Genomic DNA, 23,257 nt, shown 5'->3' with positions numbered 1-23,257 from the left:
CATGAACGAGCACGCCACCACCCCCGTCCAGGCCGTCCCCGAGGGCTACACCACCGTCACCCCCTGGATCATCGGCTCCGACACCGCCGGCCTCATCGACTACCTGGAGCGCGCCTTCGGCGCCGAGGACCTGGGCCGCTTCGTCCTGGAGGACGGCACGATCGGCCACGCCGAGCTGCGGATCGGCGACGGCCGCGTCATGGCCTTCGACAGCCCGCCCGGCTGGGGACCCACCCCCGCGTTCGTCCGCCTGTACGTGGCCGACGCGAGGGCCGTCCACCGGCGGGCGGTCGAGGCCGGCGGCACCTCCGTCACCGAGGTCACCCACCTCTTCTTCGGCGACCTGGTCGGCCGCGTCCGCGACCCCTACGGCAACCTCTGGTGGATCCAGACGCACATCGAGGACGTCGACGAGGAGGAGGCCGAGCGGCGCCTCGCCGACCCCGTCTTCACGAAGGCGATGGAGTACGTCCAGGGCGCGCTGCGCTGACGTACCCGCCCGCACCCGGCCGTCCGGTCCCGCCGAAGTGGCCGAGCCCGCCGAGGAGCACGCGCGACCGGGCGCGGGTGAGCGGTCCGGACCGGCCTCGGGCCGGACCGCTCACCGTCGTTCGCCGGACCGTTCGGCCCGTCGGACGGAGCCGACGCGTTCCCGGGTGCCGGGCGAGCCGGCCCGGGCGAAGTCCGCGGCCATGGTCGTCGGCGTAGCCGTGACCGCGAAGTCCGCGGCCACGGTGCTTGACCTGAACCTTGGTTGATGTCGGAGAGTCGTCTCATCGAACGGCGAGACGAGGAGAAGGCGATGACACAGCCCACGATCCTGGTGACCGGCGCGACCGGAAAGGTCGGCGGCGCGGTGGTGGCCCGACTGCACGCGGCGGGCGTGCCCGTGAGGGCGCTGGTGCGGGGAGAGGCCGACTTCCCGGACGGAGTGCGGGCGGTACGCGGCGACCTCGGCGATCCCGCCTCGCTGGGCCCGGCCCTCGAAGGCGTCGACGCGGTCTTCCTGGTGTGGCCGTTCCTGAGCGCCGACGGCGCGCCGGAGGTGATCGAAGCGATCGGGAAGCACGCCCGGCGGGTGGTGTACCTGTCGTCCGCCGGGGTCGGGAGCCAGGAGGAGGGGCCCGGCGAGGCGATCACCCTGTTCCACACGGAGCTGGAGCGGCTGGTCGAGGCGTCGGGCCTGGAGTGGACGGCGCTGCGGCCCACCGGCTTCGCGGGCAACACGCTGGGCTGGGCGGAGCAGATCCGAGCCACCGGCGCCGTACGGGCTCCGCTGGCCGGCCTGGCCCGCCCGCTCATCCACGAGGCGGACACGGCCGCGGTCGCCGTCCGGGCGCTGACGACCGACGCCCTGCTCGGCGCCCGCCCCCTGCTCACCGGTCCCGAACTGGTCACCCAGGAACGGCAGGTGGCCCTGATCGGCGAGGCGATCGGGCGCCCCGTGCGGTTCGATGAGGTCACGCTGGACGAGGCCGTCGAGCAGATGAAGGCCGAGGGCTACCCGGCGGACCTGGTGGAGGCCATCCTGCCGGCCCAGGCGAGGATGATCGACGCTCCCGAGCCGGTCAACGACGAAGTGGAGCGCATCACGGGCACCCCCGCCCGGTCCTTCCGGCAGTGGGCCCTGGACCACGCGGCGGACTTCCGCTGAGAGGCGCGATCGCCGGCCACGTCCGGGCGGTCCGGGACCCGGTGTCACGGAGACTCCGGGGCCCTGCCCGGCGGTAGGCGGTCCTCCGGCGGCCTCGACTTCGGTTCGGTGTGGGGGTGGTTGCGCATCTCCACCCGGAAGTCCGCCGCCCGGGAGTAGTCGTGCCTGAGGAGGGAGCTCCGCTCCCACACGGCCGCGAGCTCGCACGTCGCGCAGCCCGGAGTCGGCACGGCCGGTGGCACGGGGTGCTCGGGGAGCACCACGGGGGGTTCGGGGTACGTCCGGCGGGCCTGCGTCGCCGCCGCCGGGACGGGGGTCGTGAGGACGCGGATCAGCGCGCGCTCGTCGTCCGTCGGCCGGCGCAGCGCCGCCGGTGCGGCCGTCCAGGCGGTGCCGCCGCCGGGCTGTTGCAGGTGGACCAACTCGCCGTCCCAGGCGGTCACCTTCCCGAGGCGGGGCCTTCCCTCGGGTGTGTCTGCCGCCATGTACGTCCCCGGGTCGGGGGCGGGGGTGGGGTGGTCGCCGTCGGGCATGGGGGTTCCTCTCTGTAGCGGATTCACTACCAGGAGGCACCAGCGTGACCTACAGTCGGTAGTCCTTCAACGTGCGAATACAGGAGGGAGAGTTGTGGTCAATCGCAAAGAGCTGGAGCCGGACAGCGGTCCCCTGGCCGCGTACGGGGCGCGTGTGCGCAGGTTGCGCGAGGATCGGGGCTGGACGCAGGAGGATCTGGCAGAGCGGACCAGGTACTCCAGTAAGCACATCTCCGCTGTCGAAACTGGTAACCGACCCTCAACTCTCAAGTTTTCGGGAGCGCTCGACGAGGCGTTCGGGCTGACGGGAGCGGACCAGTCGTTCGATCGCGAGTGTCAGCAGCTGCGGCACGGGGTGCTCATGGAGGGCTTCCCGGAGTACGTCTATCAGGAGCGCAAGGCGGTGGAGATCCGCCTGTTCGAGATCGGGATCATTCCGGGACTCCTCCAAACGCCCGAGTATGCACGGGCCGTGGCAGCCGGCTCGGTCGCGCGCGGGGCCACTACGGCCAAGCCCGCCGCGGAGCGCGTGAGGGTTCTGGCTGAGCGCCAGCAGATCCTGGAACGAGAACAACCGCCGATGCTCTTCGTCGTGATGGACGAGAGTTGCATGCGTCACTTGGTGGGCGGTCCCGAAGTCATGGCCGCACAGCTCGACCGGCTCGTGGAGTTGGCGGCGCGCCCGTACGTGGTTCTCCAGGTGGCGCCGTTCGCCATAGGAGAAAGAAGGTCGTTCAACCGGCCTGTGACCCTCGCGACCCTGCCGGACCGCTCCGTTCTCCTCTACGTAGAGTCGCAATCCCAAGGTCACTTGGAGCGGGAGAGCGGAACCGTGGCGTCCATGCTCACGGGCTACCATCAGCTCGCGGTGGAGTCGCTCTCGCAGACGGACACTGTGGCCATGATCCAGGAAGCGCGAAAGGGCATGTTGTGACGACCGAGTCCCCCCTCTGGTTCAAGTCCTCCTACAGTGCCGACGGTGGTCAGTGCGTGGAAGTCGCCCACAACCTCGTCCCCGCCCTCGGCGTCGTCCCCGTCCGCGACTCGAAGGTCCCCGCCGGCCCCGCCCTCGCCGTCTCCGCCACCGCCTTCGCGACCTTCATCGACTCCGTCAAGCAGTGACCGACGCCAAGCCGCCGCGCGACAGCGCCCAGCGCGTCAGGGACGTACGAGGCCGCCTCGCGCGGGAGACGGACCTCTGGGTCGCCTCCGCCGGGCCCGACGGGCTGCCGTACCTCGTGCCGCTCTCCTTCCTCTGGGACGGGGACGACGTCTGGCTCGTCACGCGGCTCTCCAACCCGACCGGGCGGAACCTCGCCGGTAACGGCCGGACGCGGCTCGCGCTCGGCGACACCCGGGACGTCGTCCTGGTCGACGGCGAGGTCACGGCGTACACCCACGACGAGGTCCCGCCGGAGGCGGCCGAGGCGTTCCGCGCGAAGACCGGCTGGGACGCCCGCCGTGCCGGGCCCGCCTACCGCTGGTTCCGGGTCCGGCCGACCGACGTCCAGGCGTGGCACGAGGAGCCGGAGTTGGCGGGGCGGCAGTTGATGACGGGGGGCGTCTGGGGCGCGGGATGACCTTCGGAGCCGTACGGAAAAGGAAGTGCGGCCCCGGCGGGCACGGCGTTAGGGTGCCCCTCATGTCCAGCCCCGAGGCATCCAGAACCGGGGGCTTTCGGTCACGCCGTCAGCCCCTGAGCCTCCGTACCCCCTGACCCGGCGCCGACCGGCGATCCGACGTGCGCGGCACGTCGTGAGGGGCGGGGCCGGAGGCCGGCGGTGGTGACGAGACGACGTCCACCGTTCTCGCCTCACCTCGGAGCCCTCCGTGCCCCAGCCTCCTCGGCACCCCTTGCCTTCTCGGCGCCCTCAGCCTCGTCGGAGCCCTCAGGCTCCTCGGAACCCCCTGCCCCTCTACCTGCTCGCCCTGGCCGTGTTCGCCATGGGCACCTCGGAGTTCATGCTCGCCGGTCTGCTGCCGGAGCTCGCCCGTGACCTGGGGGTGAGCCTCGGTGCCGCCGGGGCGCTCACCTCCGCCTTCGCGGTCGGCATGGTGATCGGCGCGCCGCTCATGGCCGTCCTCGCCCGGCGGTGGTCCGGGCGGGCGGGGCTGTCCGTCTTCGTGCTGGTGTTCCTCGCCGCGCACGTCGTCTCCGCCGTGACCGGCAGCTTCTCCGTCCTGCTCCTGAGCCGGGTCGCCGCCGCCCTCGCCAACGCGGGGTTCCTCGCGCTTGCCCTCACCACCGCCACCGCCATGGTCCCCGCGGACCGCGGGGCCCGCGCGCTCGCCGTGCTCCTCGGCGGGACGACCGTCGCCACCGTCGTCGGGGTGCCGGGCGGTGCCCTGCTCGGGGCCGTCGCCGGGTGGCGGGCCGCGTTCTGGGCGGTCGCCGTGCTCTGCGTGCCCGCCGCGCTCGGGATCCTGCGGGGCGTGCCCGGCGGCCGGGCCGAACGGGTCCCGCTGCGGGCCGAGTTCAGGGTGCTGCGCGCACCCGGGCTCGTGCGGGTCATGGTCCTCGCCGCACTCGTGAACGCCGCCACCTTCGGCGCCCTCACCTTCCTCGCCCCGGTCGTCACCGGACCGGCCGGGCTCTCCGGGCCCTGGGTCCCGGTGGCGCTCGTGCTGTTCGGCGCGGGCTCCTTCGCGGGGGTCACGGTGGCGGGGCGGTTCGCCGACCGGCACGGTGACCGGCTGCTCGCCGTCGGAGGGCCGGTGCTGCTGACCGGGTGGGCCGCGCTCGCCGTCCTGGCGGACCGGCCGGCGGCTCTCCTCGGTCTGCTCCTCGTCCAGGGCGCCCTGTCCTTCGCCCTCGGCGGGACGCTCGTCGCCCGGATCCTGCGCGAGGCGGCCGGTGCGCCCGCGCTCGGCGGGGCCTACGCCACGGCCGCGCTCAACGCGGGGGCCGTGGCGGGGCCGCTGTCGGCGGTGCTGGTGCTGGGACGGCCCACCGGTCCGTTCCTGCTGAGCGCGGGGCTCGTCGCCGTCGCGCTGGCGTTCGCCGCCGTCAGCGGTAGTCCTCCGGGTGGCCCTGCATCCAGGTGTTGACGAAGTCGCGAGTGCCGATGAGCTCCTTCCGGTGCTTCTTCAGGTTCGGGGAGGAGGCGTCCCCGGCCAGCGTCTCGTTCAGCTCCGCCATCCGCGCGATCGGCTCCGGGAAGTGGCCCGGGCCCTTCGGGTCGGCCTTCATCGCCATGTCCAGCTCCTGGAGCTCCCTGTGGACGCGGCCGAGGAAGTGCGTACAGTCCGTCTCGCAGGAGTCGTGGTACGTCGCCTGGAGGGTCGCGAAGGCGTCGCGGACCTTCTCGCCGGGGACGGGTGCGTACGGGTCGGCCGACGGGGGCGCGGCGGGCGTGGAGTCGTCGGGCAAGGCGTCGGGGCGCTCGGGCGCGGCCGTGGGCTCGGCGGCCTCCGTCGCCTCCGGTGCCGCCGCCCTGGCCGTCGTCGTCACGGACGGCGCGGGAAGGGCGTCCGACGCCGGATCGCGCTCCGGGGTCGTGGCGCAGGAGACGGCGAGCGCGGCGAGCGCCGCCGCGAGCAGAGCGGTGCGGCGCACGAGTGTGGTGCTGGTCAAGGTCCCCCCTGGACGTCGGTCCGACCGACCCTATCCCGGGCATGACGGAGGCCCGGCACCGGAAGGTTCCGGTGCCGGGCCCCGGGGAGCGCCCGCCGGGCCCGGAGGAAGGCCGGCGGGGCGCTCCCCTCCGTCGCGCCGCCCCGGTCCCTCAGCCGGAGAAGGCGACGTGCGCGAGGCGCAGCGGACCGCGCAGCTCGACGCGGAGGTCCGTCACGTCGCGGACGTGGCAGGGGACCCCCACGGTGGTGTAGGCGTACCGGTCGCCGGTGGGCGGCAGCGTGAGGCGGGCCAGTTCGGTGGTTCCCGTACCGGTGGAGAGGACCAGCTCGCCCTCGCCGGCGGCCGTCACCGCCAGCTCGGTGACGCCGTCGCCGAAGTCGCAGGCGCGGAAGAGGAGGGTGCCGGGGGAACCGGCCTCCGCCGTCGTCACCGCGTCGCCGGAGGCGCGGGTGCGGTCGACGATCACCGTGCCGGTCTGCTCGTCGTAGTCGGCGGCCTCCAGACCCGCCTCCAGGACCGGGCGCGGGCCCGGCGCCTCGCCTGCCAGTTCCACCCGGACGGTCCGGCGGAGGTCGGCCGAGGAGGGGCCGGCCAGGAACTCGTACGCCCCCGGGTCCAGCATCCACCGGCCGTGCGCCACGTCCCAGTACGCGAGGGCCGACAGCGGCACCGTGAAGTCGAGCGTCGCGGTGGCGCCGGGCGTCAGGTGGACGCGCCGGTGGGCGACGAGGGCGCGGTGCGGGCGCGGTACGCACGGGGCGACGGGCCGGGCGTACACCTGGACGACCTCGTCCGAGGCGACGGTGCCCGTGTTGGTGACGGCGCAGGAGACGCGCACCTCCTCCGCGTCCGGGGCCGCCGTCAGCTTCCGGTAGCCGAAGCTCGTGTAGGTCAGGCCGTGGCCGAAGGGGAAGAGCGGCGTGCCGTCGAAGTAGAGGTAGGTCTGACGGCCGCCGATCACGTCGTAGTCGAGGAGGTCCGGCAGGTCGGCGTCGGAGGCGTACCAGGTCTGCGGCAGGCGCCCGGCGGGGGAGACGTCCCCGGCGAGGACGCGCGCGAGCGCGGTGCCGGCGGCCTGGCCGCCGTGCGCGGTCCACAGGACCGCCGGGAGCGTGGCGGCCGCGTCGGGGACCGCGTACGGGTAGGAGGAGACGAGGACGAGGGCCGTGCGCGGGTTGGCGGCGTGCGCGGCCCGCCACAGGCGGTCCTGGTGGGGCGGGAGCGCGAGGGTCGTGCGGTCCTCGGTCTCGCGGCCGTTGACGTGCGGGTCGTTCCCGGCGACGACGATCACCGTCCCGGCCCCGGCGGCCGCCCGGGCGACGGCGTCCTCGCCGCGCTCGACGGTCTCCACGGTGAGGACTTCGGCCGTTTCGCGATCGGCGGCAACCTTCACGCCGTCGGCGGCGACAGAGACGTAGCCACCCGTCCCGAGGTGCCGAAGGAGGAGCCCGTCTTGTCCGCTGCCGTGGGTCTCGAACCGGAACGTCTCCTGGACGACCCAGCCGCCCGGCTCGTCCGCGGAGGCGCGCAGCAGGCCGTCCTCGGCCACCGACAGGTAGCGGCCGCCGGGGGCGCGCAGGGTCAGCACCCCGTCGCCCCAGTCGATCAGGTCGAGGACCGAGCCCTCGGCGCCGGGGTCGGCCTCGGCGGTCAGCGGCGGCAGGTCGGTGCGGCCGGCGAGCAGCGCGGGGTCGAGCGCGATCTCCGCGTCCCGTCCGGACTCCTCGTCCGGGGTCTCGGGGACGCGCAGCGCGCGCCCGTCGGCGGTCCGCAGCCGGATCCGGTCGACGCCCTCGGCGAAGTCCACCCGGTCCGCGCCGAACCGCTCCCGGACGCCGTCCAGCGGGGAGGAGCGGTGCGGCAGCGTGCCGCTGTACCAGTCGAGCTTGACGGCGTCGGCGAGGAGCCCGACGACCGCGATCCGTCCGGTGTGGCCGGGGTCCAGCGGCAGCAGTGGAGCGCCGCCGTCCACCGGTTCGTTGCGCAGGAGGACGAGCGCCGCCTCCGCCGCCTCGCGGGCCAGCTCGCGGTGGCCGGCGGTGTCGTACGCGGACTCCTCGGCGGACGCGGACTCCGGCGCGTACGGGTCGAGTCCGGGGTCGAACTCGCCGAGCAGCAGCCGCACGGTGAGCTGTCTGCGCACCGCCCGGTCCACGTCCTCCTGGTCGATCAGGCCCCGCTCCATGGCCCGTTCCAGCCGGCCCAGGACGACCGTGCTGTCGGTGCCGTGGTCGGTGAAGGAGTCGACTCCGGCGCGCAGGGCCGCCGCGACCGCCTCCTCGTGGGTGGCGAAGTACGCCTGGGAGTCGCCGAGGTTGCTCGGCGCCCCCGCGTCGGAGCAGACCAGCAGCTCCTGCTCCGTCCAGGAGCGCAGCTCCGACTCCAGGTACGGGGAGAGGTGGTTGGGGCGGCCGTTGACCAGGTTGTACGCGGGCATGACGCCGGCCACCGTGCCCGCCTCGACGGCGCCGCGGAAGGCCCGGAGGTCGTACTCGTGGAGCACGCGCGGGCGGACGGAGGCCGAGGAGGTGTCCCGGGCCGTCTCGTTGTTGTGCGCGAGCCAGTGCTTGAGGACCGGCGCGGTGCGCCAGTACGTGGGGTGGTCGCCGCGCAGGCCGCGGGTGTAGGCGACGGCGATGGCCGAGGTCAGGGCCGGGTCCTCGGAGTAGCCCTCCTCGCCGCGGCCCCACAGCGGGTTGCGCAGCAGGTTCACGGTGGGGGCCCAGACGTTGAGGCCGACCCGCTCGTCCTTGGCGCGCATCACCCGCGCCTCGCGGGAGACGGCCTCGCCCACCCGGCGGACCAGCTCGGGGTGCCAGCTCGCGCCGAGGCCGACGGCCTGCGGGAAGACGGTGGCCGGGCCCATCCAGGCGACGCCGTGCAGCGCCTCCTGGCCGGTGCGGAAGGCGGCGAGCCCGAGGCGTTCGACGCCGGGCGTGAACTGGTGCAGGAGGGCGAGGCGTTCGGCGGGGGTGAGACGGCCGATGAGGTCGGCGACGCGTGCGTCGACGGGGAGGGCCGGGTCACGGAAGGGCGGCCGGTCTGCGGTCACGTACGAGTCCCTTGGACGGCGGTCGCCGGACGGCGGCCGGAAGTTTCGAAGCGCTTCGATGCTTGTTCCCTCCGGGATGGGTGTCAAGGTTCCGGAGCCCTTCACTTGCCCTGTTGTCCACAGGAGTTGAAGACATCCCGGCTCCCCGGGCACCGCTTCGAGAAACTCCTGAACGACTCTTGCCGCACTAGTGGTCGTCACTTAACCTCGCAGCAACATCGAAGCGCTTCGACTCCCCCGCTTCGCATTCCCCGCTTCTCGCTCCTGCTCCACCTCCACACACCGCAGCCGGCCGGCGACCCCTCGGGCGCCGTGTGTCCTGGCGCGTGCCATGAAGGGTTGACGCAATGACGCCGAACGCCGCCTCCACGGGCTCCCCGAGAACCGAGCAGAGCCGGAGGGGCTTCCTCGCCACCGGCGCCGTCGCCGCCGTCGCGGTCGCCGGTGGGGCCCCGCTGCTCACCGCCTGCGGCGGCGGCGACGACACCGGCAAGAAGGACGGCACCACCAGCGGCAAGGACGCCGCCAGGATCCTCCCCGCCTTCGTGGCCAGCAGCGTCGTCCCCGCCGACGTCCCCGCGCGCGACGGCTCCGCCGCCGGCTACACCCGCGCCATCCCCGCCGCCCAGCTCAAGGCGTCCGTACCGGAGAAGCTCGGCAAGGGCGGCGCGCTCACCGTCATGGCGCCCTTCTGGGGCACCCCGCCCGCCCCCGGCAACCCGTACTACAAGGCCATGAACGAGGCCGTCGGCGTCCAGGTCGCCTGGCAGAACCAGGACGGCAACGTCTACGACCAGAAGCTCGGCGCCGTCCTCGCCTCCAGCGACATCCCCGACATCGTCGTCGTCCCCGGCTGGAACCTCGGCGGCAAGATCCCGAGCGCGATCAACGCCAAGTTCGAGGACCTCGGCCCGTACCTCTCCGGCGACAAGGTCAAGGCCTACCCCAACCTCGCCGCCGTCCCCACCGACGCCTGGCAGCGCGGCATCTTCGGCGGCAGGCTCCGCGGCCTGCCCATGCCCGCCTCGTACGTCACCAACCTCGCGCCCTTCTACCGCAAGGACCTCTTCGACGCGAAGGGCTGGCAGCTTCCCCGGAGCGCCGACGAGTTCCTCGCCCTCGCCAAGGAGATCACCAGCGCCAAGGCCAAGGTGTGGGCCTGCGCCGACATGACCTGGACCGCCTGGAACATGTTCGGGGTCCTCAACGGCAGCGACAAGGCGCTCGGCTGGAACCTCGTCGACGGCAAGCTGGTCAACCGCATCGAGACCCCCGAGTACCTCGAAGCCCTGGAATGGACCCGCAAGCTCTTCGACGCCGGCGTCGTCCACCCCGACGAGAAGGCCCAGAACCAGGGCGACACCAGTCTCCGCTTCACCTCCGGCCAGTGCCTCGTCTACAACAACGACCTCTCCCACTGGTACGGCAAGACCGCCGAGATGGCCGCGCGGAACCCGGACTTCGCGATGGCCGCGATGGACATCCCCGGCCACGCCGGCGGCGCCCCCGAGCTGTGGGCCACCAACCCCGCCAACATCTGGTCCTTCGTCCGCAAGGGCGCCTCCAAGGCGGTGATCGAGGACGCCCTCGCCATCGCGAACTTCACCGCCGCCCCCTACGGAACCAAGGAGCGCATGCTCACCGACTACGGCGTCGAGGGCGTCCACCACACGGTCAAGGACGGCCTGCCCGTCAAGACCGACGCCGGCAACCAGGAGGTCAGCAGCTCCTGGATGTTCGTCGCCAGCCCCGCCCCCTACATCGCCCACCCCGACATGCCGGAGATCACCAAGGCGCAGGTCGAGTGGCAGCAGCGGATGGGCGCCCTCACCCGGAAGTCCTCCTTCTACGGCCTCACCGTCGCCGAACCCGCACAGTGGACCGGCCTGATGAACGACTTCGAGCAGCTGGAGAAGGACATCGTCCGCGGCCGCAAGAAGGTCTCCGACATGCAGCAGGCCGTCTCGGAGTGGAAGTCCAAGGGCGGCGACCAGCTCCGCGACTGGTACAAGAAGCTCCTCGACACCACCGGCTCCGCGGCGAGCTGACGTGAACAAGCACGACACCACCGACCGCCGGCCGGGGATCCCCCTCGGCCGGCGGCTCCGGCGCGACCGCGCCCTCCTGCTGATGACGGTGCCCGCCCTCGCGCTCGTCCTCGTCTTCAACTACGTCCCCATCCTCGGGAACGTCGTCGCCTTCCAGGACTACGACCCCTACGTCTCCACCAACGGCGTCACCGCCATCCTGGAGTCCCCGTGGGTCGGCCTCGCCCAGTTCGACCGGGTCCTGACCGACCCGCTGTTCTGGGCCGCCGTCGAGAACACCCTGGTCTTCTTCCTCCTCCAGCTGGTGCTCTTCTTCCCCGTCCCCATCGCCCTCGCCCTGCTCGTGCACAGCGTGCTGCGGCCCCGCGTCCGGGCCTTCGTCCAGGCCGTGCTCTACCTGCCGCACTTCTTCTCCTGGGTCATCGTCATCACCGTCTTCCAGCAGATATTCGGCGGCGCCGGCGTCATCGCCCAGACCCTCCGCGAACGCGGCCACGAGGGCTTCGACCTGATGACCGACCCCGGCCTCTTCAAGTTCCTCGTCACCGCCGAGGGCATCTGGAAGGACGCCGGCTGGGGCGTCATCGTCTTCCTCGCCGCGCTCGCCGCCGTCGACCAGTCCCTTTACGAGGCCGCCGCCATGGACGGCGCCGACCGCTGGCGCCGCATGTGGCACGTCACCCTGCCCGCGCTCCGGCCCGTCGTCGCCCTCCTCCTGGTGCTCCGCGTCGGCGACGCCCTCACCGTCGGCTTCGAACAGCTGCTGCTCCAGCGGGACGCCGTCGGACCCGGCGCCGCGGAGGTCCTCGACACCTTCGTCTGGTGGACCGGCCTGCGCAGCCAGGACTTCGGCTACGCCGCCGCGGCCGGACTCATCAAGGGGATCGTCGGCCTCGTGCTCGTCCTCTCCGCGAACAAGGTCGCCCACCTCATGGGCGAGCAGGGGGTGTACCGCAAGTGACCCAGCGACTCCTCGAACGGCCCGCCCGGGCCGCCCGCGCACCCCGCCCCGCGCCGCCCACCCGGTGGGCGGCGCCCGCCCGGCCCGTCTGGGAGGAGCCACCCACCCGCGCCGGGCTCACCGCCAAGGCCACGCTCCTCGTCCTCGCCTGCCTCGCCGTCCTCTTCCCGCTCTGGATCGTCGTCATCACCAGCCTCTCCTCGAAGCAGACGATCACCGAGAGCGGCGGACTGGTCATCGTCCCCCGGGACTTCACCCTCATCGCCTACCGGGAGCTGCTCAGCGGCGGGCAGGTCACCCGCGCGGTCGCCGTCAGCCTCGGCGTCACCCTCGCCGGCACCCTCTTCTCGATGACGGTGTCCGTCCTCTGCGCGTACGGACTCTCCCGGCCCGGCTCCGTCGGGCACCGGGCCATCCTCTTCACGCTGATGGGCACCATGTTCTTCGGCGCCGGACTCATCCCCACCTACCTGCTCGTGCAGACCCTCGGCCTCACCGACACCTATCTGGCGCTGATCCTCCCCAGCGCCGTCAGCGTCTTCAACATCCTCGTGCTGCGCGCCTTCTTCATGGGCATCTCGCCCGAACTCATCGACAGCGCACGCATCGACGGCGCCGGCGACCTGCGCATCCTGTGGACGATCGTGATGCCGCTCTCCCGCGCGGTGCTCGCCGTCATCACCCTCTTCTACGCGGTCGGCTACTGGAGTGCCTGGTTCAACGCCTCCATCTACCTCAACGACCAGACGATGATGCCCCTGCAGAACGTGCTCATCCAGCTCGCCCAGAAGCAGGAGATCCCCGTCGGGCTCGGCCAGGCCGTCAAGGCCGGGAACCTCTCCGGGCTCGCCGTCCAGATGGCCGTCATGGTCCTCGCCCTGCTGCCCGTCGCCGTCCTCTCGCCCTTCGTGCAGAAGCACTTCAAGAAGGGCATGCTCACCGGCGCCGTCAAGGGATGACACCGAAGGACGGAACCGAAGGACGGAACCGAAGGACGGAACCGGAGGGCGATGCCGAGGGACGGAGCCGAAGGACGAAGCCCGGGGACCACGCCCAGGGACCACGCCCGGGGGCGGCGCCGAAGGGCGACGCCCGGGAAGACGCCACCACCACGACCGGAAGGGTCCGATGACCGGCCTCGACGACCTCACCCACCCGCCCGGCCGCCCGCCCCGCCTTCTGTACGGCGCCGACTGGAACCCGGAACAGTGGCCGGAGGAGACCTGGACGGAGGACCTGCGGCTGATGCGCCGGGCCGGCGTCACCACCGTCACCCTCGGCGTCTTCTCCTGGGCCCGGCTCGAACCCGAGCCGGGCGCCCGCGAGTTCGGCTGGCTCGACCGGCTCATGGACCTCGCCCACGCCCACGGCGTCGGCGTCGTCCTCGCCACCCCCACCGCCTCCCCGCCGCCCTGGCTCGGCCTGCGCCACCCCGAGACCCTGCCCCGGGACGAGGACGGCCGCACCGAATGGTGGGGCTCCCGCCAGCACTTCGCCCACTCCAGCGAGGCCTACCGCCGGCACGCCGCCGCCCTCACCGAGGACCTCGCCGCCCGCTACGCCGGCCACCCGGCGCTCGTCATGTGGCACATCAACAACGAGTACTGCACCTACGACTGGGGCGACGAGGCCGCCCGCACCTTCCGCACCTGGCTCCGACGCCGGTACGCCACCCTCGACGCCCTCAACACCGCCTGGGGCAGCGACTTCTGGGGCCAGCGGTACGCCGACTGGGACGAGGTCCTGCCGCCCCGCCGCGCCCACTACCTGCGCAACCCCGCCCACGTCCTCGACTTCCGGCGCTACACCTCCGACCAGCTCCTGGAGTGCTACCGCGCCGAACGCGACATCGTCCGCAAGCACACCCCGCACCTCCCGGTCACCACCAACCTGATGCCGTTCTGGTCGGGACAGGACGGCTGGGCCTGGGCCGCCGAGCAGGACCTCGTCTCCGTCGACGTCTACCCCGACCCCGCCGAGCCCCGCACCGGGGCCCACGAGAACGCGTTCCTCGCCGACCTCACCCGCGCCGAGGCCGGCGGCGGCCCCTGGATGGTGATGGAACAGGCCGCCGGAGCCGTCAACTGGCGCCCCGTCAACCGGCCCAAGCCCGAGGGGCTCAACCGCCTCTGGACCCTCCAGGCCGTCGCCAGGGGCGCCGACGGCATCCACTTCTTCCAGTGGCGCGCCTCCCGGCAGGGCGCCGAGAAGTTCCACTCCGGCATGCTCGGCCACAGCGGCGAGCACGGCCGCGTCTTCGGCGAGACCGTCCGTATCGGCGCCGACCTCGCCCGCCTCGGCCCCCGCGTCGCCGGGAGCCGCCTCCCCGCCGGCGGCGTCGCCGTCCTCCACGACTGGGACTCCTGGTGGGCCCAGCGCCACGAAGGCGCCCTCTCCTCCCACCTCGACCAGGGCGACCTCGTCCGCACCTGGCACCGCGCCCTCTGGGAGGCCGGCCTCCCCGCCACCCTCGCCCACCCGCACCACGACCTCACCGCCCACCCCCTCGTCGTCGTCCCGCACCTCTACCTCCTCGACGACACCGCGCTCGGGAACCTGGAGCGGTACGCGGCGGGCGGCGGGCGACTCGTCTGCGGCTTCTTCACCGGCGTCGCCGACCACGACGACCGGATCCGCCCCGGCGGCGTGGACGCCCGCCTCCGCGCCCTCCTCGGCATCGACCGGATCGACGAGTGGTGGCCCCTCGCCCCGGGCGAGCACACCGACTGCGGCACCTTCCGCGGCACCCTCTGGTCCGAGGAACTCGTCCCCGCCCCCGGTGCCGAGACCCTGGCCGCCTACCGGGGCGGCGAACTCGACGGCCGCCCCGCCATCCTGCGTCACGGCGGCGCCCGCTACCTCTCCACCCTCCCCGAACCCGCCGCGCTGCGCGCCCTCCTCGCCGAAGCCGCCCACGAGGCCGGTGTCCGGCCCGTCCTCGCCGGACTCCCCGACGGCGTCGAGGCCGTCCGCCGGGGCGACCTCCTCTTCCTGCTCCACCACGGCCGCGAGCCCGTCACCGTCCCCGTGCCGGGCCGCCACCGCGACCTGCTCACCGGCACCACCGTCGACGACAGCCTCACCCTCGACCGCTTCGGCGCCGCCGTACTGGAGGAGCACCCGTGACCGGACCCGTGCACGGCACCTGGGAACCCGCGCCCGCCACCCGCTGGGAGGACGCCTTCCTCACCGGGAACGGCCGGCACGGGGCCCTCGTCTACGGCGACCCCGTGGACGACCGGGTGATCGTCACCCACCACACCCTCGTCCGCCCCCACCACGCCCCCGGCGACACCGACCCGCCCCGCCTCGCCGACCGGCTCCCCGCCCTCCAGGACGCCCTGCTCTCCGGAGACCTCACCGCCGCCGAGACCTTCACCGACGGCCGCCCGCTCCGCTGGATCCAGCCCTTCCACCCGGGCTTCCTCACCCGCGTCCGCGACGAGACCCCGGTCGGGGCGGCCCCCGCCGTGCGCCGCGCGGCCGACTTCACCACCGGCGTCGTCACCGCCACCGCCGGGAACCGCGTCAGCCGGGTCTTCGCCTCCCGCGCCGACGACGTCCTCGTCCAGTACGTGACGGAGCCGGGCCCCCGCGTCCGCGTCGAACTCGACCACCGCCTCGACGGCGTGCCGCCCGGCCTCGCCACCGGCCGGGGCGTCACCACCTCCCACGGCGAGACCCTCCTCACCCTGCGCGCCCGCTACCCCGGATCCACCCTCGGCTACACCGGCGTCACCCTCGTCGTCGCCGACACCGGCCGCACCACGCTCACCGACCGCGGCATCCGCGTCGAGGCCGCCGGCGGGCTCCTGCTGCTCACCCGGGTGCACCGCCACGACGGCCCGTACGACCCCGCCGAGGAGGCCGCCGCCCTCCGCGCCCTCGCCGGGGACGACGACCCCGCCGCCGGGTACGCCCGGCTGCTCGGCCGGCACACCGCACTCCACCGCGCCGCCTACCGCAGGGTCGCCCTCGACCTGGGCGCCGACCCGTCCGAACGGGCCCTGCCCGGATCGGAGTTGCTGACCCGCGCGGCCGGACCCGCGCTCCTGGAGCGCCTCTTCGCCGCCGGCCGCCACCACCTGCTGTCCTCCGCCGGGCTGTACCCGCCCCGCCTCTGCGGCCTGTGGACCGGCGACTGGGACACCGCGTGGGCCGGCGGCTTCACCACCGACGCCAACCTCGCCCTCCAGACCGCCTCCGCCGTCGCCGCCGACCTGCCCGAGGTCACCGAGGCGCACCGCGCCCTGATCCGGGGCCAGTCGGCCGACTGGCGGGACAACGCCCGGGCCGTCTTCGGGACCCGGGGCGTCGTCGCCCCCGCCCACACCGACGGGGAGAGCGGCCACACGTACCACTTCGACCGCGAGTACCCGCTCCACCTCTGGACCGCCGCCGCCGACTGGCTCCTCCTCCCGCTCCTCGAAGCGGACGAGGCCGACGGCCGCCACGACCCCTGGCTCACCGGCATGCTCCTCGAACTGGCCGACTTCTACGAGGACTTCCTCACCCGCACCGGAGCCGACGGGCACCTCGCCGTCGTGCCCTCGTACTCCCCGGAGAACCGGCCGCGCGGCGGCAGCTGGGGCGCGGTGAACGCCACGATGGACCTCGCCGCCGCCCGACACGCCCTGACCGCCGCCGCCGACCGCGCCCCCGCGGGACGGGCCGCCCGGCTGCGGGCCCTCGCCGACCGGCTGCCGCCCTACCGCGTCAACGCCGACGGGGCCCTCGCCGAATGGGCCTGGCCCGGCCTCGGCGACCGCTACGACCACCGGCACCTCAGCCACCTCTACCCCGTCTGGCCGCTCGACGAGATCACCCCGTACGACACCCCCGCCCTGGCCCGCGCGGCCGCCCGCGCCCTCGCCCTGCGCGGCAGCGAGAACGACTCCGCCCACGGCCACCTCCACCAGGGGCTCGTCGCCGCCCGCCTCGGCGACGCCGCGCGCGCGGGCGACGCCCTCCGACGGGTCCTCGGCGGCGACTACTTCCACGCCTCCCTGATGAGCGCGCACTACCCGAAGCGGGACGTCTACAACGCCGACGCCTCCCACGCCCTGCCCGCGCTCCTCGTCGAGGCGCTGGTCCGCTCCACCCCCGGGCGGCTCGTCCTGCTGCCCGCGCCGCCGCCCGGGCTCTGCGCGCGCGGCCGGCTCACCGGGGTGCGGACCCGTTTCGGCGCCCGGATCGACCTGAGCTGGGCACCGGGGGAGTACCGGGCCGTCCTCCGCCCCGCCCGGGACGCCGGGATCGAACTGTGCGCCCCCGAGGGCCGGCGGCGGCTGACGCTGCGGGCGGGCGAGGAGCTCGTCCTGGTCAGCCCGTGAGCCGGCGGGCCGGCGGCGGACCCGAACTCTCCCGCACCGTCAGCACCGGGGTGAGCAGCTCCACCCCGGTCGCCGCCGGCCCCTCCGGATCGGTGAGCCGGGCGAAGAGCCGCTCCACCGCCCGCCGGCCCAGCTCCTGCGCCGGGATCGCCACCGAGGTGAGCGGCACGGAGGCCTGCGCGGCCACCGCCTCGGGGCAGACCGCGACCACCGACACGTCCTCCGGCACCGCCCGGCCGGTCCGCCGCAGCAGGGCGAGCAGCGGCTCCACCGCCGTCTCGTTCTGCACCACGAAGGCGCTGACCCCGGGCCGCTCGTCGAGGATCCGGGCGAGCACCCCGGCGACCGCGTCGTGACTGCCGTCGCACGGCCGGTGCAGCAGGCCCACGCCGAGGCGCGCGGCGCGCTCGCGCAGCCCGCCGAGGGTCCGCTCGGCGAAGCCGGTGTGCCGGGCGTACACCCCCGGCGAGCCGCCGACGACGGCGATCTCACGGTGCCCGAGTCCCGCCAGGTGCTCCACGCAGAGCGCCCCGGCGGCGGCGAAGTCCAGGTCCACGCAGTTCAGTCCGGCCGCGTCGGCGGGGAGCCCGACGAGGACGGCCGGCGGCGCGGTCCCCCGCAGCACCGGCAGCCGCCCGTCGTCGAGCTGCACGTCCATGAGGATCACGGCCTCGGCGAGCCCGCTGCCGGTGACCCGGCGCAGCGCCGACGGCCCCTCCTCGCCGGTGAGCAGCAGCACGTCGTAGCCGTGCGCCCGGGCCGTGGTGGCGACGGCGACCGCGATCTCCAGCATCACCGGCACGTACATGTCGGTGCGCAGCGGCACCATCAGCGCGATGATCCGCGACCGGCTGCTCGCGAGCGCCCGGGCCCCGGCGTGCGGCTGGTACCCGAGCTGCTCGATGCTGGCGCGCACGCGCCGCCGGGTGGGGTCGGAGATGGGCCGCTTGCCGCTGAGGACATAGCTCACCGTGCTGGCCGACACCCCGGCGTGGCGGGCGACCTCGGCAAGCGTGACCATCCGATCTCCCCGCGGCCAGGATTGGTGAATCGCTTCGACGGTGCCGTCGAAAGATCGCTTCGACGGGCTCAGCGAGACGGTAACGCGGGGGAGTTGACGTGTCCAGACCGGTGGCAGAGAAAGATCGAAGCGCTTCGACGGAACATCCGACACCCTGTCGACCGAACCGTTCAGTCTTGACAGTGAACTGACCGGTGTAGTTCCTTCTGTCGGAGCGGCGGCGCGGGAGGCCCGGGCCGCCGGACGGGGCGAGGGAGGCGGAGAGATGTTCGCTGTCATGTACCGGTGGCGGGTGCGGCCGGGGCGGGAACGGCAGCTCGCGGACGGCTGGCACCGGGTGACCCTGGCGATCCACCAGGAGTGCGGCAGCTACGGATCCCGGCTCCACCGGGCGGACGACGGCACCTGGGTGGCGTACGCCCGCTGGCCCGACCGGGAGACGCGGGAGAGGTGCGGGACCCCGGACCCCGAGGGCGAGGCGATGATGCGCGAGGCGATCGCGGAGTACTACCCCGAGACCCGCCTCGCCCTCGTCGACGACCTGCTCGCCGAGCCGGAGGCCGGCTGACGGGCGGGGCGGGCCTTGGCGGGCGCCCCGCTGTCGAGGGTCACCGGGGTCCGCCCGGCCGGTTCGGACCCGGCGGCGTCGAGGGTGTCCCTGGTGGCGTCGAAGGTGGTGAGACAGGTGACGGCCGGCGGCGAGGGGCACCTGGAACGGATCGAGCGGCTGCCCTGAGCCGTCCCGGCCGCCGTCCCCCGCACTCAGTCCGTGACGGGGAAGCGCGTCAGCGGTCCGGGCGCGTGGGAGCCGAGCGGGGACATGGTGTCCAGGGCCCCGTGGCGGGCCAGCCGGTCCAGGACCAGCCGTCCGCGCCGGACCCGCTCGCGGGCGGTGGCGAGCGCGTGCTCCCGCAGATGGGCGCCGTACGGGTAGAGGCCGGCCGCCCGGCTCAGACCGAACTTCAGGTACAACGGCGCCGCCCTGCGCACCAGTTCGGCGACCTCGTGGAGGCGGACGTAGCCGCCGAGGTCGTCCGGCGCCTCCACGTACAGGTCCATCGGCGCGGCGCTGACCCGGCGGATCTCGGTGAGGTGGGCGGGCGTCAGGTCGGAGGGGACGTTGAGGGAGTCGGCGCCGAGCCGTTCGAAGACGGCGTACGCGGCGGGGTTCACCGGCCCGATCAGCGCCGACACCTTGAACCGCATCCCGGCCGGCAGGACCCCGGCGGTACGCAGCCGGTGCAGGGTCCACAGCACGCCCTCGTCCGCCACCAGAAGCGAGGGAACCCCCAACTCCGCGGCCCGCAGGGCGTCTTCGACGCAGCCGGCGAGGGCGTCGTGACCCCGGGCGCGCGGACCCGCCCCGCCCGAGTCGGTCCGGGTCGCCGCGCCCGTGTCCCAGGTGCCGCGCGGACCGGTGAACAGGCAGAGCTCCACGGCCCGTTCGGCGCAGGCCGCCACCATCTCCGCGATCTCGGCGTCGGTGAGCATCCACACCCCGCTGCCCTGGCTCACCCGGTGCACCGGCACGTCGAGCCGCGCGCTCTCCGCGAGCACCGCGGCCAGGGCCTCCGGGCCCTCCACGGACGGTACTTCGGTGCGCCACCGGCCCCCGTCGGGGAAGGCGTGCGGGGAGGCGTCGGAGGGGACGGACGGCGGGACCGGGTGGCCGATCCGCCGGAGCGCCGCGGTTCCGGGGTGGAGAGGGGACATGGAACTCCTCTGTTCGACAGGTCGGACGACGTACGGGGAGTGGGGTGTGAGGTGGCACGGGAGGGCGGCGCGCACAGGGGGCGCACGGGGCGTGGCGGGGCGCGGCGGCCTCAGGGCCTCAGCAGGACCTTGCCGACCGTCGGGTCGCCGCCGCCGACCAGGGCCAGCGCCTCGGCGAAGCGCTCCAGCGGGAACTCGTGGGTGATCAGCGGCGCCGGGTCCAGGAGCCCGCTCGCGAAGGCCCGGACCGCGTCCGCCCAGGCCGCCGAGGAAGCGCCGAAGACGCTCCGCAGCTCCAGCTGGCTCACCGAGAGGTGCACCGGGTCGATGCCCGCGGCACCCTCCGCGAACATCCCGGTGAGCACCACCCGGCCGCCCCTCCGGGCCAGCAGGCAGGACGAGGCGGCCGTGGTGGGCGCACCGGCGGTCTCCACCACCAGGTCGAAACGCCCGTGGGCCGCCCCGGCCGCGTCGGGGTCGAGCGCCTCGCTCGCCCCGAGGGCCAGCGCCCGCTCCGCCCGTGCCGCGCGCGGGTCGACGACGGCCAGCTCGGCGGGGGAGTGGGCGGCCAGCCACCGCACGGCGAGCAGCCCGAGCGTCCCGGCGCCCACGACCGCGATCCGCTCCCCGGGGGCCGGGCGCCCGACCCGTACCGCGGCGGCGACCACCGCCGCCGGTTCGAGCAGCGCCGCCGCCCGCAGGTCCGCGCCCTCGGGCAGGAGGTGGAGGAGGTGCGCGGGGACGAGCAGCCGGTCGGCGAAGGCGCCCGGTTCGGTGAAGCCGGTCTCCGCGTACCCGGCGGCGCACAGGCTCGTCTCGCCGTACCGGCACCGCTCGCAGCTCCCGCAGCGGCGGAAGCCCTCGGCGACGCACGGCCGGCCGAGCAGCGCCGGATCCACGCCGTCGCCGACCGCCTCGACGGTGCCGGACCACTCGTGGCCCGGTACCACCGGGTAGCGCACGTAGCCGGGCGCCCGCCGCCCCTCGTACAGCTCCCGGTCGCTGAGGCAGATCCCGGCGGCGGCGACCCGGACCAGGACCTCCCCGTGGCCCGGTGCCGGCCTCGGCCGGGTCACCAGCCGGTGGGCGCCGGGCCGTTCGACGAGGACCGCGCGGTCGACGTCGCCGCTCACCTCGGCTGCCTCTTCTCCCAGCCTTCGGCCCACAGGTCGAACCGGGCGCGCTGCTGCGGGAACTCGGCCGCCGCGTCCACGTCCAGCTCGACGCCGAGGCCGGGTTCGTACGAGACGGGGAAGCAGCCGGTCTCCGGGTCGATCTCCGGGGCGCCGCGCACCACCTTCTTGATCTCCGCGTCGGCGAAGTCGTTGAAGTGCTCCAGGATCCTGAAGTTGGGCGTGCAGGCGGCGAGTTGGAGGGAGGCGGCGGTGAGGACCGAGCCGCCGACGTTGTGCGGGGCGACGGTCACGTAGTGGGTCTCGGCGGTCGCGGCGAGTTTGCGGGCCTCCAGGATGCCGCCGATGTGCCCGACGTCCGGCTGCACGATGTCCGCGGCCTGGGACTCGAAGAGCTCGCGGAACTCGATCCGGTCGTGGATCCGCTCCCCGGTGGCGATCGGCAGCTCGGTCTTCCCGGCCACCTTCGCCAGCGCCTTCAGGTTCTCCGGCGGCACCGGCTCCTCCAGCCACGCCGGGCGGAAGGGGGCGAGCTCACGGGCGAGGCGGACGGCGGTCGCCGGGGAGAAGCGGCCGTGCATCTCGACCATCAGCTCGGTGTCCGGGCCGATCGCGTCCCGGACGGCCTCGATGAGCGAGACCGCGTACCGCGAGGCGGCCGGGTCGAGTTCGAGCCGGCCCGCGCCGAACGGGTCGATCTTCAGGGCCCGGTAACCGCGCGCCACCACCGCGCGGGCCGCCGCGTGGTAGGCCTCCGGCGTCCGCTCGGTGGTGTACCAGCCGTTCGCGTACGCCGGCACCCGCTCCGTCACCCGGCCGCCGAGGAGCTGCCAGACCGGTACGCCGAGCGCCTTGCCCTTGATGTCCCAGCAGGCCATCTCGACGACCGCGATCCCGGACATCACGATCTCGCCGGCCCGCCCGAAGTCCCCGTACTTCATCCGCCGGACGAGGTCCTCGACGGCGAACGGGTCGGAGCCCGCGACGTGGTTCGCCTCCGCCTCGCGCAGATAGCCGAGCAGGGCGTCGGTGTGACCGAGCATCCGGGTCTCGCCGACCCCCGTCAGGCCCTCGTCGGTGTGCACCAGGACGTAGGTGAGGTTGCGCCAGGGCGTACCGACGACATGAGTGGTGATTCCCGTGATGCGCACGGCGGAGGCTCCAGGAGGTTCCGTTGTTCGGCTGGCCGAACGCTGTTCGGCGGGATGGCGTGACGGTAGGCAGCGGCGCTCGGGGGCGTCAAGGGAGCGCTCCCGCGCGGGGGGCCGTTGCCCGGCCCCCGGCGCGGGGCTAGTCTCTGTCCGCGATTTCGGTCGCGGTACGGCATTTCGAACGGCATGAGGGTGAGGTGGGGGACCATGGGACGACTCGTACCCGCGGTGACCAGGGCATTCGACATTCTGGAGCTCTTCCTCCAGGGGGACGGCACGCTCTCCGCCCCCGAGATCACCCGCAGGCTCGGGCTGCCCCGCACCACCACCCACGAACTGGTCTCCACCCTCACCGCCCGCAACTACCTCGTCCCCGTGCCGGAACAGCCCGGCCGCTACCGGCTGGGCGTGCGCACGTACCAGCTCGGCAGCCGGTACGCCGAGCAGCTCGACCTCGCGGCGGAGGGGCGCCGGGTGGCCCACGAGATCGCCGAGACCTGCGGCGAGACCGTCCACGTGGCGCTCCTGGAGGACGCCGACGTCATCTACGTCGCCAAGGTGGACTCGACCCACGCCGTCCGCATGGTGTCGGCGGCCGGCCGACGGCTCCCCGCCCACTGCACGGCCGTCGGCAAGATGCTCCTCGCGATGCTGCCGGCCGACGAGCTCGACGAACTCCTCGACGGGCGCGAACTGGTCCGCATGACCGCGCACAGCGTCACCGACCCGGACGCCCTGCGCGCCGCGCTCGCCGAGATCGCCGTCCTCGGCGTCGCCGTCGAGCAGCGCGAGTCCAACCCGGACGTCTCCTGCGTCGCCGCCCCCGTCCGCGACCGCTCGGGCCGCGTCGTCGCCGCGCTCTCCATCTCCGTCCCGGTCATCCGCTGGGACGAGGCCCGCGAGAACGAACTCACCGCCCTCGCCGTGCGCGGCGCCGGCGAACTCTCCACCCGCCTGGGCCCTGATCCGGAGACAGGAAAAAGAAGACAAAAGTGGTTTTCTGGGTATAAGACAAAAAAAGAAGCACAGGCTGATGTAGCAAAAAAGATTACACAGTTAAATGAAGGGACTTTTGTGGAGC

The 23,257-nt window shown here is 73.8% G+C and carries 20 protein-coding genes and 1 pseudogene; 14 read left to right on the top strand and 7 right to left on the bottom strand.

What is annotated here, in order from left to right:
• Position 1: 1 nt before the first annotated feature.
• Positions 2-490 (top strand): VOC family protein, encoded by a 489-nt coding sequence (locus ACFQ8C_RS21845; protein ID WP_383460015.1) that lies wholly within the window; start codon positions 2-4, stop codon positions 488-490.
• A 312-nt stretch (positions 491-802) separates the two neighbouring features.
• Positions 803-1,654, top strand: coding sequence for an NAD(P)H-binding protein (locus ACFQ8C_RS21840; protein WP_383460013.1), 852 nt, complete (start codon positions 803-805; stop codon positions 1,652-1,654).
• A gap of 44 nt (positions 1,655-1,698) precedes the next feature.
• Here ACFQ8C_RS21840 and ACFQ8C_RS21835 read toward each other — a convergent pair whose 3' ends face one another.
• The gene (locus tag ACFQ8C_RS21835) at positions 1,699-2,187 is read right to left on the bottom strand and encodes a hypothetical protein (RefSeq protein WP_383460010.1); all 489 of its coding nucleotides are present in this window, start codon (positions 2,185-2,187) and stop codon (positions 1,699-1,701) included.
• Positions 2,188-2,281: 94 nt separating this feature from the next.
• On the opposite strand from ACFQ8C_RS21835, the gene ACFQ8C_RS21830 reads away from it, so the two are divergent.
• The 4 genes from ACFQ8C_RS21830 to ACFQ8C_RS21815 all read left to right on the top strand — a co-directional run bounded on the left by ACFQ8C_RS21830 (position 2,282) and on the right by ACFQ8C_RS21815 (position 5,235).
• Positions 2,282-3,121: a Scr1 family TA system antitoxin-like transcriptional regulator gene (locus tag ACFQ8C_RS21830; RefSeq protein WP_383460007.1), complete on the top strand. Its 840-nt coding sequence runs from the start codon at positions 2,282-2,284 to the stop codon at positions 3,119-3,121.
• Complete coding sequence (locus tag ACFQ8C_RS21825; protein WP_383460004.1) at positions 3,118-3,309, top strand: DUF397 domain-containing protein; 192 nt, start codon at positions 3,118-3,120, stop codon at positions 3,307-3,309. The genes ACFQ8C_RS21830 and ACFQ8C_RS21825 overlap by 4 nt, the downstream gene beginning before the upstream one ends.
• On the top strand, positions 3,306-3,767 hold the full coding sequence (locus tag ACFQ8C_RS21820; RefSeq protein ID WP_383460002.1) for a pyridoxamine 5'-phosphate oxidase family protein: 462 nt from the start codon (positions 3,306-3,308) through the stop codon (positions 3,765-3,767). The genes ACFQ8C_RS21825 and ACFQ8C_RS21820 overlap by 4 nt, the downstream gene beginning before the upstream one ends.
• A 274-nt stretch (positions 3,768-4,041) precedes the next feature.
• Positions 4,042-5,235: a Cmx/CmrA family chloramphenicol efflux MFS transporter gene (locus ACFQ8C_RS21815; RefSeq protein ID WP_383460051.1), complete on the top strand. Its 1,194-nt coding sequence runs from the start codon at positions 4,042-4,044 to the stop codon at positions 5,233-5,235.
• On the opposite strand, the gene ACFQ8C_RS21810 is transcribed toward ACFQ8C_RS21815, so the two are convergent.
• The gene (locus ACFQ8C_RS21810) at positions 5,195-5,761 is read right to left on the bottom strand and encodes a hypothetical protein (protein ID WP_383459999.1); all 567 of its coding nucleotides are present in this window, start codon (positions 5,759-5,761) and stop codon (positions 5,195-5,197) included. The two genes, ACFQ8C_RS21815 and ACFQ8C_RS21810, sit on opposite strands and share 41 nt — an antisense overlap.
• A 151-nt stretch (positions 5,762-5,912) precedes the next feature.
• The gene (locus ACFQ8C_RS21805; RefSeq protein WP_383459998.1) at positions 5,913-8,816 is read right to left on the bottom strand and encodes a glycoside hydrolase family 3 C-terminal domain-containing protein; all 2,904 of its coding nucleotides are present in this window, start codon (positions 8,814-8,816) and stop codon (positions 5,913-5,915) included.
• Between the two features lie 347 nt (positions 8,817-9,163).
• Between ACFQ8C_RS21805 and ACFQ8C_RS21800 the strand changes: the two genes are divergently transcribed.
• The 5 genes from ACFQ8C_RS21800 to ACFQ8C_RS21780 all read left to right on the top strand — a co-directional run bounded on the left by ACFQ8C_RS21800 (position 9,164) and on the right by ACFQ8C_RS21780 (position 17,158).
• Positions 9,164-10,864: an extracellular solute-binding protein gene (locus ACFQ8C_RS21800; RefSeq protein ID WP_383459995.1), complete on the top strand. Its 1,701-nt coding sequence runs from the start codon at positions 9,164-9,166 to the stop codon at positions 10,862-10,864.
• Between the two features lies 1 nt (position 10,865).
• A complete protein-coding gene (locus ACFQ8C_RS21795; protein ID WP_383459993.1) occupies positions 10,866-11,825 on the top strand; it encodes an ABC transporter permease in 960 nt (319 codons plus the stop codon).
• Positions 11,822-12,784, top strand: coding sequence for a carbohydrate ABC transporter permease (locus ACFQ8C_RS21790; RefSeq protein WP_383459991.1), 963 nt, complete (start codon positions 11,822-11,824; stop codon positions 12,782-12,784). Before ACFQ8C_RS21795 ends, ACFQ8C_RS21790 begins: the two co-directional genes overlap by 4 nt.
• Positions 12,785-12,953: 169 nt before the next feature.
• On the top strand, positions 12,954-14,951 hold the full coding sequence (locus ACFQ8C_RS21785; protein WP_383459989.1) for a beta-galactosidase: 1,998 nt from the start codon (positions 12,954-12,956) through the stop codon (positions 14,949-14,951).
• Positions 14,948-17,158, top strand: coding sequence for a glycoside hydrolase N-terminal domain-containing protein (locus ACFQ8C_RS21780; protein ID WP_383459986.1), 2,211 nt, complete (start codon positions 14,948-14,950; stop codon positions 17,156-17,158). The genes ACFQ8C_RS21785 and ACFQ8C_RS21780 overlap by 4 nt, the downstream gene beginning before the upstream one ends.
• Here ACFQ8C_RS21780 and ACFQ8C_RS21775 read toward each other — a convergent pair.
• Positions 17,148-18,179, bottom strand: coding sequence for a LacI family DNA-binding transcriptional regulator (locus tag ACFQ8C_RS21775; RefSeq protein ID WP_383459984.1), 1,032 nt, complete (start codon positions 18,177-18,179; stop codon positions 17,148-17,150). The two genes, ACFQ8C_RS21780 and ACFQ8C_RS21775, sit on opposite strands and share 11 nt — an antisense overlap.
• Before the next feature lie 265 nt (positions 18,180-18,444).
• Between ACFQ8C_RS21775 and ACFQ8C_RS21770 the strand changes: the two genes are divergently transcribed.
• Positions 18,445-18,747 (top strand): antibiotic biosynthesis monooxygenase, encoded by a 303-nt coding sequence (locus ACFQ8C_RS21770; protein ID WP_383459981.1) that lies wholly within the window; start codon positions 18,445-18,447, stop codon positions 18,745-18,747.
• A gap of 194 nt (positions 18,748-18,941) precedes the next feature.
• On the opposite strand, the gene ACFQ8C_RS21765 is transcribed toward ACFQ8C_RS21770, so the two are convergent.
• The 3 genes from ACFQ8C_RS21765 to ACFQ8C_RS21755 form a co-directional block, all read right to left on the bottom strand.
• Positions 18,942-19,892 (bottom strand): hypothetical protein, encoded by a 951-nt coding sequence (locus tag ACFQ8C_RS21765; protein ID WP_383459978.1) that lies wholly within the window; start codon positions 19,890-19,892, stop codon positions 18,942-18,944.
• Positions 19,893-20,002: 110 nt separating this feature from the next.
• Positions 20,003-21,025, bottom strand: coding sequence for a zinc-binding dehydrogenase (locus tag ACFQ8C_RS21760; protein ID WP_383459976.1), 1,023 nt, complete (start codon positions 21,023-21,025; stop codon positions 20,003-20,005).
• Positions 21,022-22,176 carry a mandelate racemase/muconate lactonizing enzyme family protein gene (locus ACFQ8C_RS21755; RefSeq protein WP_383459973.1) on the bottom strand — a complete coding sequence of 385 codons (1,155 nt, stop codon included), beginning with the start codon at positions 22,174-22,176 and terminating at the stop codon, positions 21,022-21,024. Before ACFQ8C_RS21755 ends, ACFQ8C_RS21760 begins: the two co-directional genes overlap by 4 nt.
• A gap of 207 nt (positions 22,177-22,383) precedes the next feature.
• On the opposite strand from ACFQ8C_RS21755, the pseudogene ACFQ8C_RS21750 reads away from it, so the two are divergent.
• Together ACFQ8C_RS21750 and ACFQ8C_RS21745 are read left to right on the top strand one after the other, a co-directional pair.
• A pseudogene (locus tag ACFQ8C_RS21750) lies at positions 22,384-23,136 on the top strand (IclR family transcriptional regulator); the annotation flags it as partial.
• A partial coding sequence (locus ACFQ8C_RS21745) for an Arm DNA-binding domain-containing protein (RefSeq protein ID WP_383460048.1) occupies positions 23,131-23,257 on the top strand: 127 nt, incomplete at its 3' end. The pseudogene ACFQ8C_RS21750 and the gene ACFQ8C_RS21745, both read left to right, overlap by 6 nt.

This window comes from Streptomyces sp. NPDC056503, assembly GCF_042794995.1.
Taxonomy (GTDB): domain Bacteria; phylum Actinomycetota; class Actinomycetes; order Streptomycetales; family Streptomycetaceae; genus Streptomyces.
This window is presented reverse-complemented; position numbering and strand designations above follow the sequence as displayed.

Excerpts from the sequence above, each read along its gene's own strand:
- ACFQ8C_RS21840 (WP_383460013.1), top strand. The coding sequence starts at position 803 with ATGACACAGCCCACGATCCTGGTGACCGGCGCGACCGGAAAGGTCGGC.
- ACFQ8C_RS21845 (WP_383460015.1), top strand. The coding sequence starts at position 2 with ATGAACGAGCACGCCACCACCCCCGTCCAGGCCGTCCCCGAGGGCTAC.
- ACFQ8C_RS21800 (WP_383459995.1), top strand. The coding sequence starts at position 9,164 with ATGACGCCGAACGCCGCCTCCACGGGCTCCCCGAGAACCGAGCAGAGC.
- ACFQ8C_RS21765 (WP_383459978.1), bottom strand. The coding sequence starts at position 19,892 with ATGTCCCCTCTCCACCCCGGAACCGCGGCGCTCCGGCGGATCGGCCAC.
- ACFQ8C_RS21835 (WP_383460010.1), bottom strand. The coding sequence starts at position 2,187 with ATGCCCGACGGCGACCACCCCACCCCCGCCCCCGACCCGGGGACGTAC.
- ACFQ8C_RS21785 (WP_383459989.1), top strand. The coding sequence starts at position 12,954 with ATGACCGGCCTCGACGACCTCACCCACCCGCCCGGCCGCCCGCCCCGC.
- ACFQ8C_RS21770 (WP_383459981.1), top strand. The coding sequence starts at position 18,445 with ATGTTCGCTGTCATGTACCGGTGGCGGGTGCGGCCGGGGCGGGAACGG.
- ACFQ8C_RS21775 (WP_383459984.1), bottom strand. The coding sequence starts at position 18,179 with ATGGTCACGCTTGCCGAGGTCGCCCGCCACGCCGGGGTGTCGGCCAGC.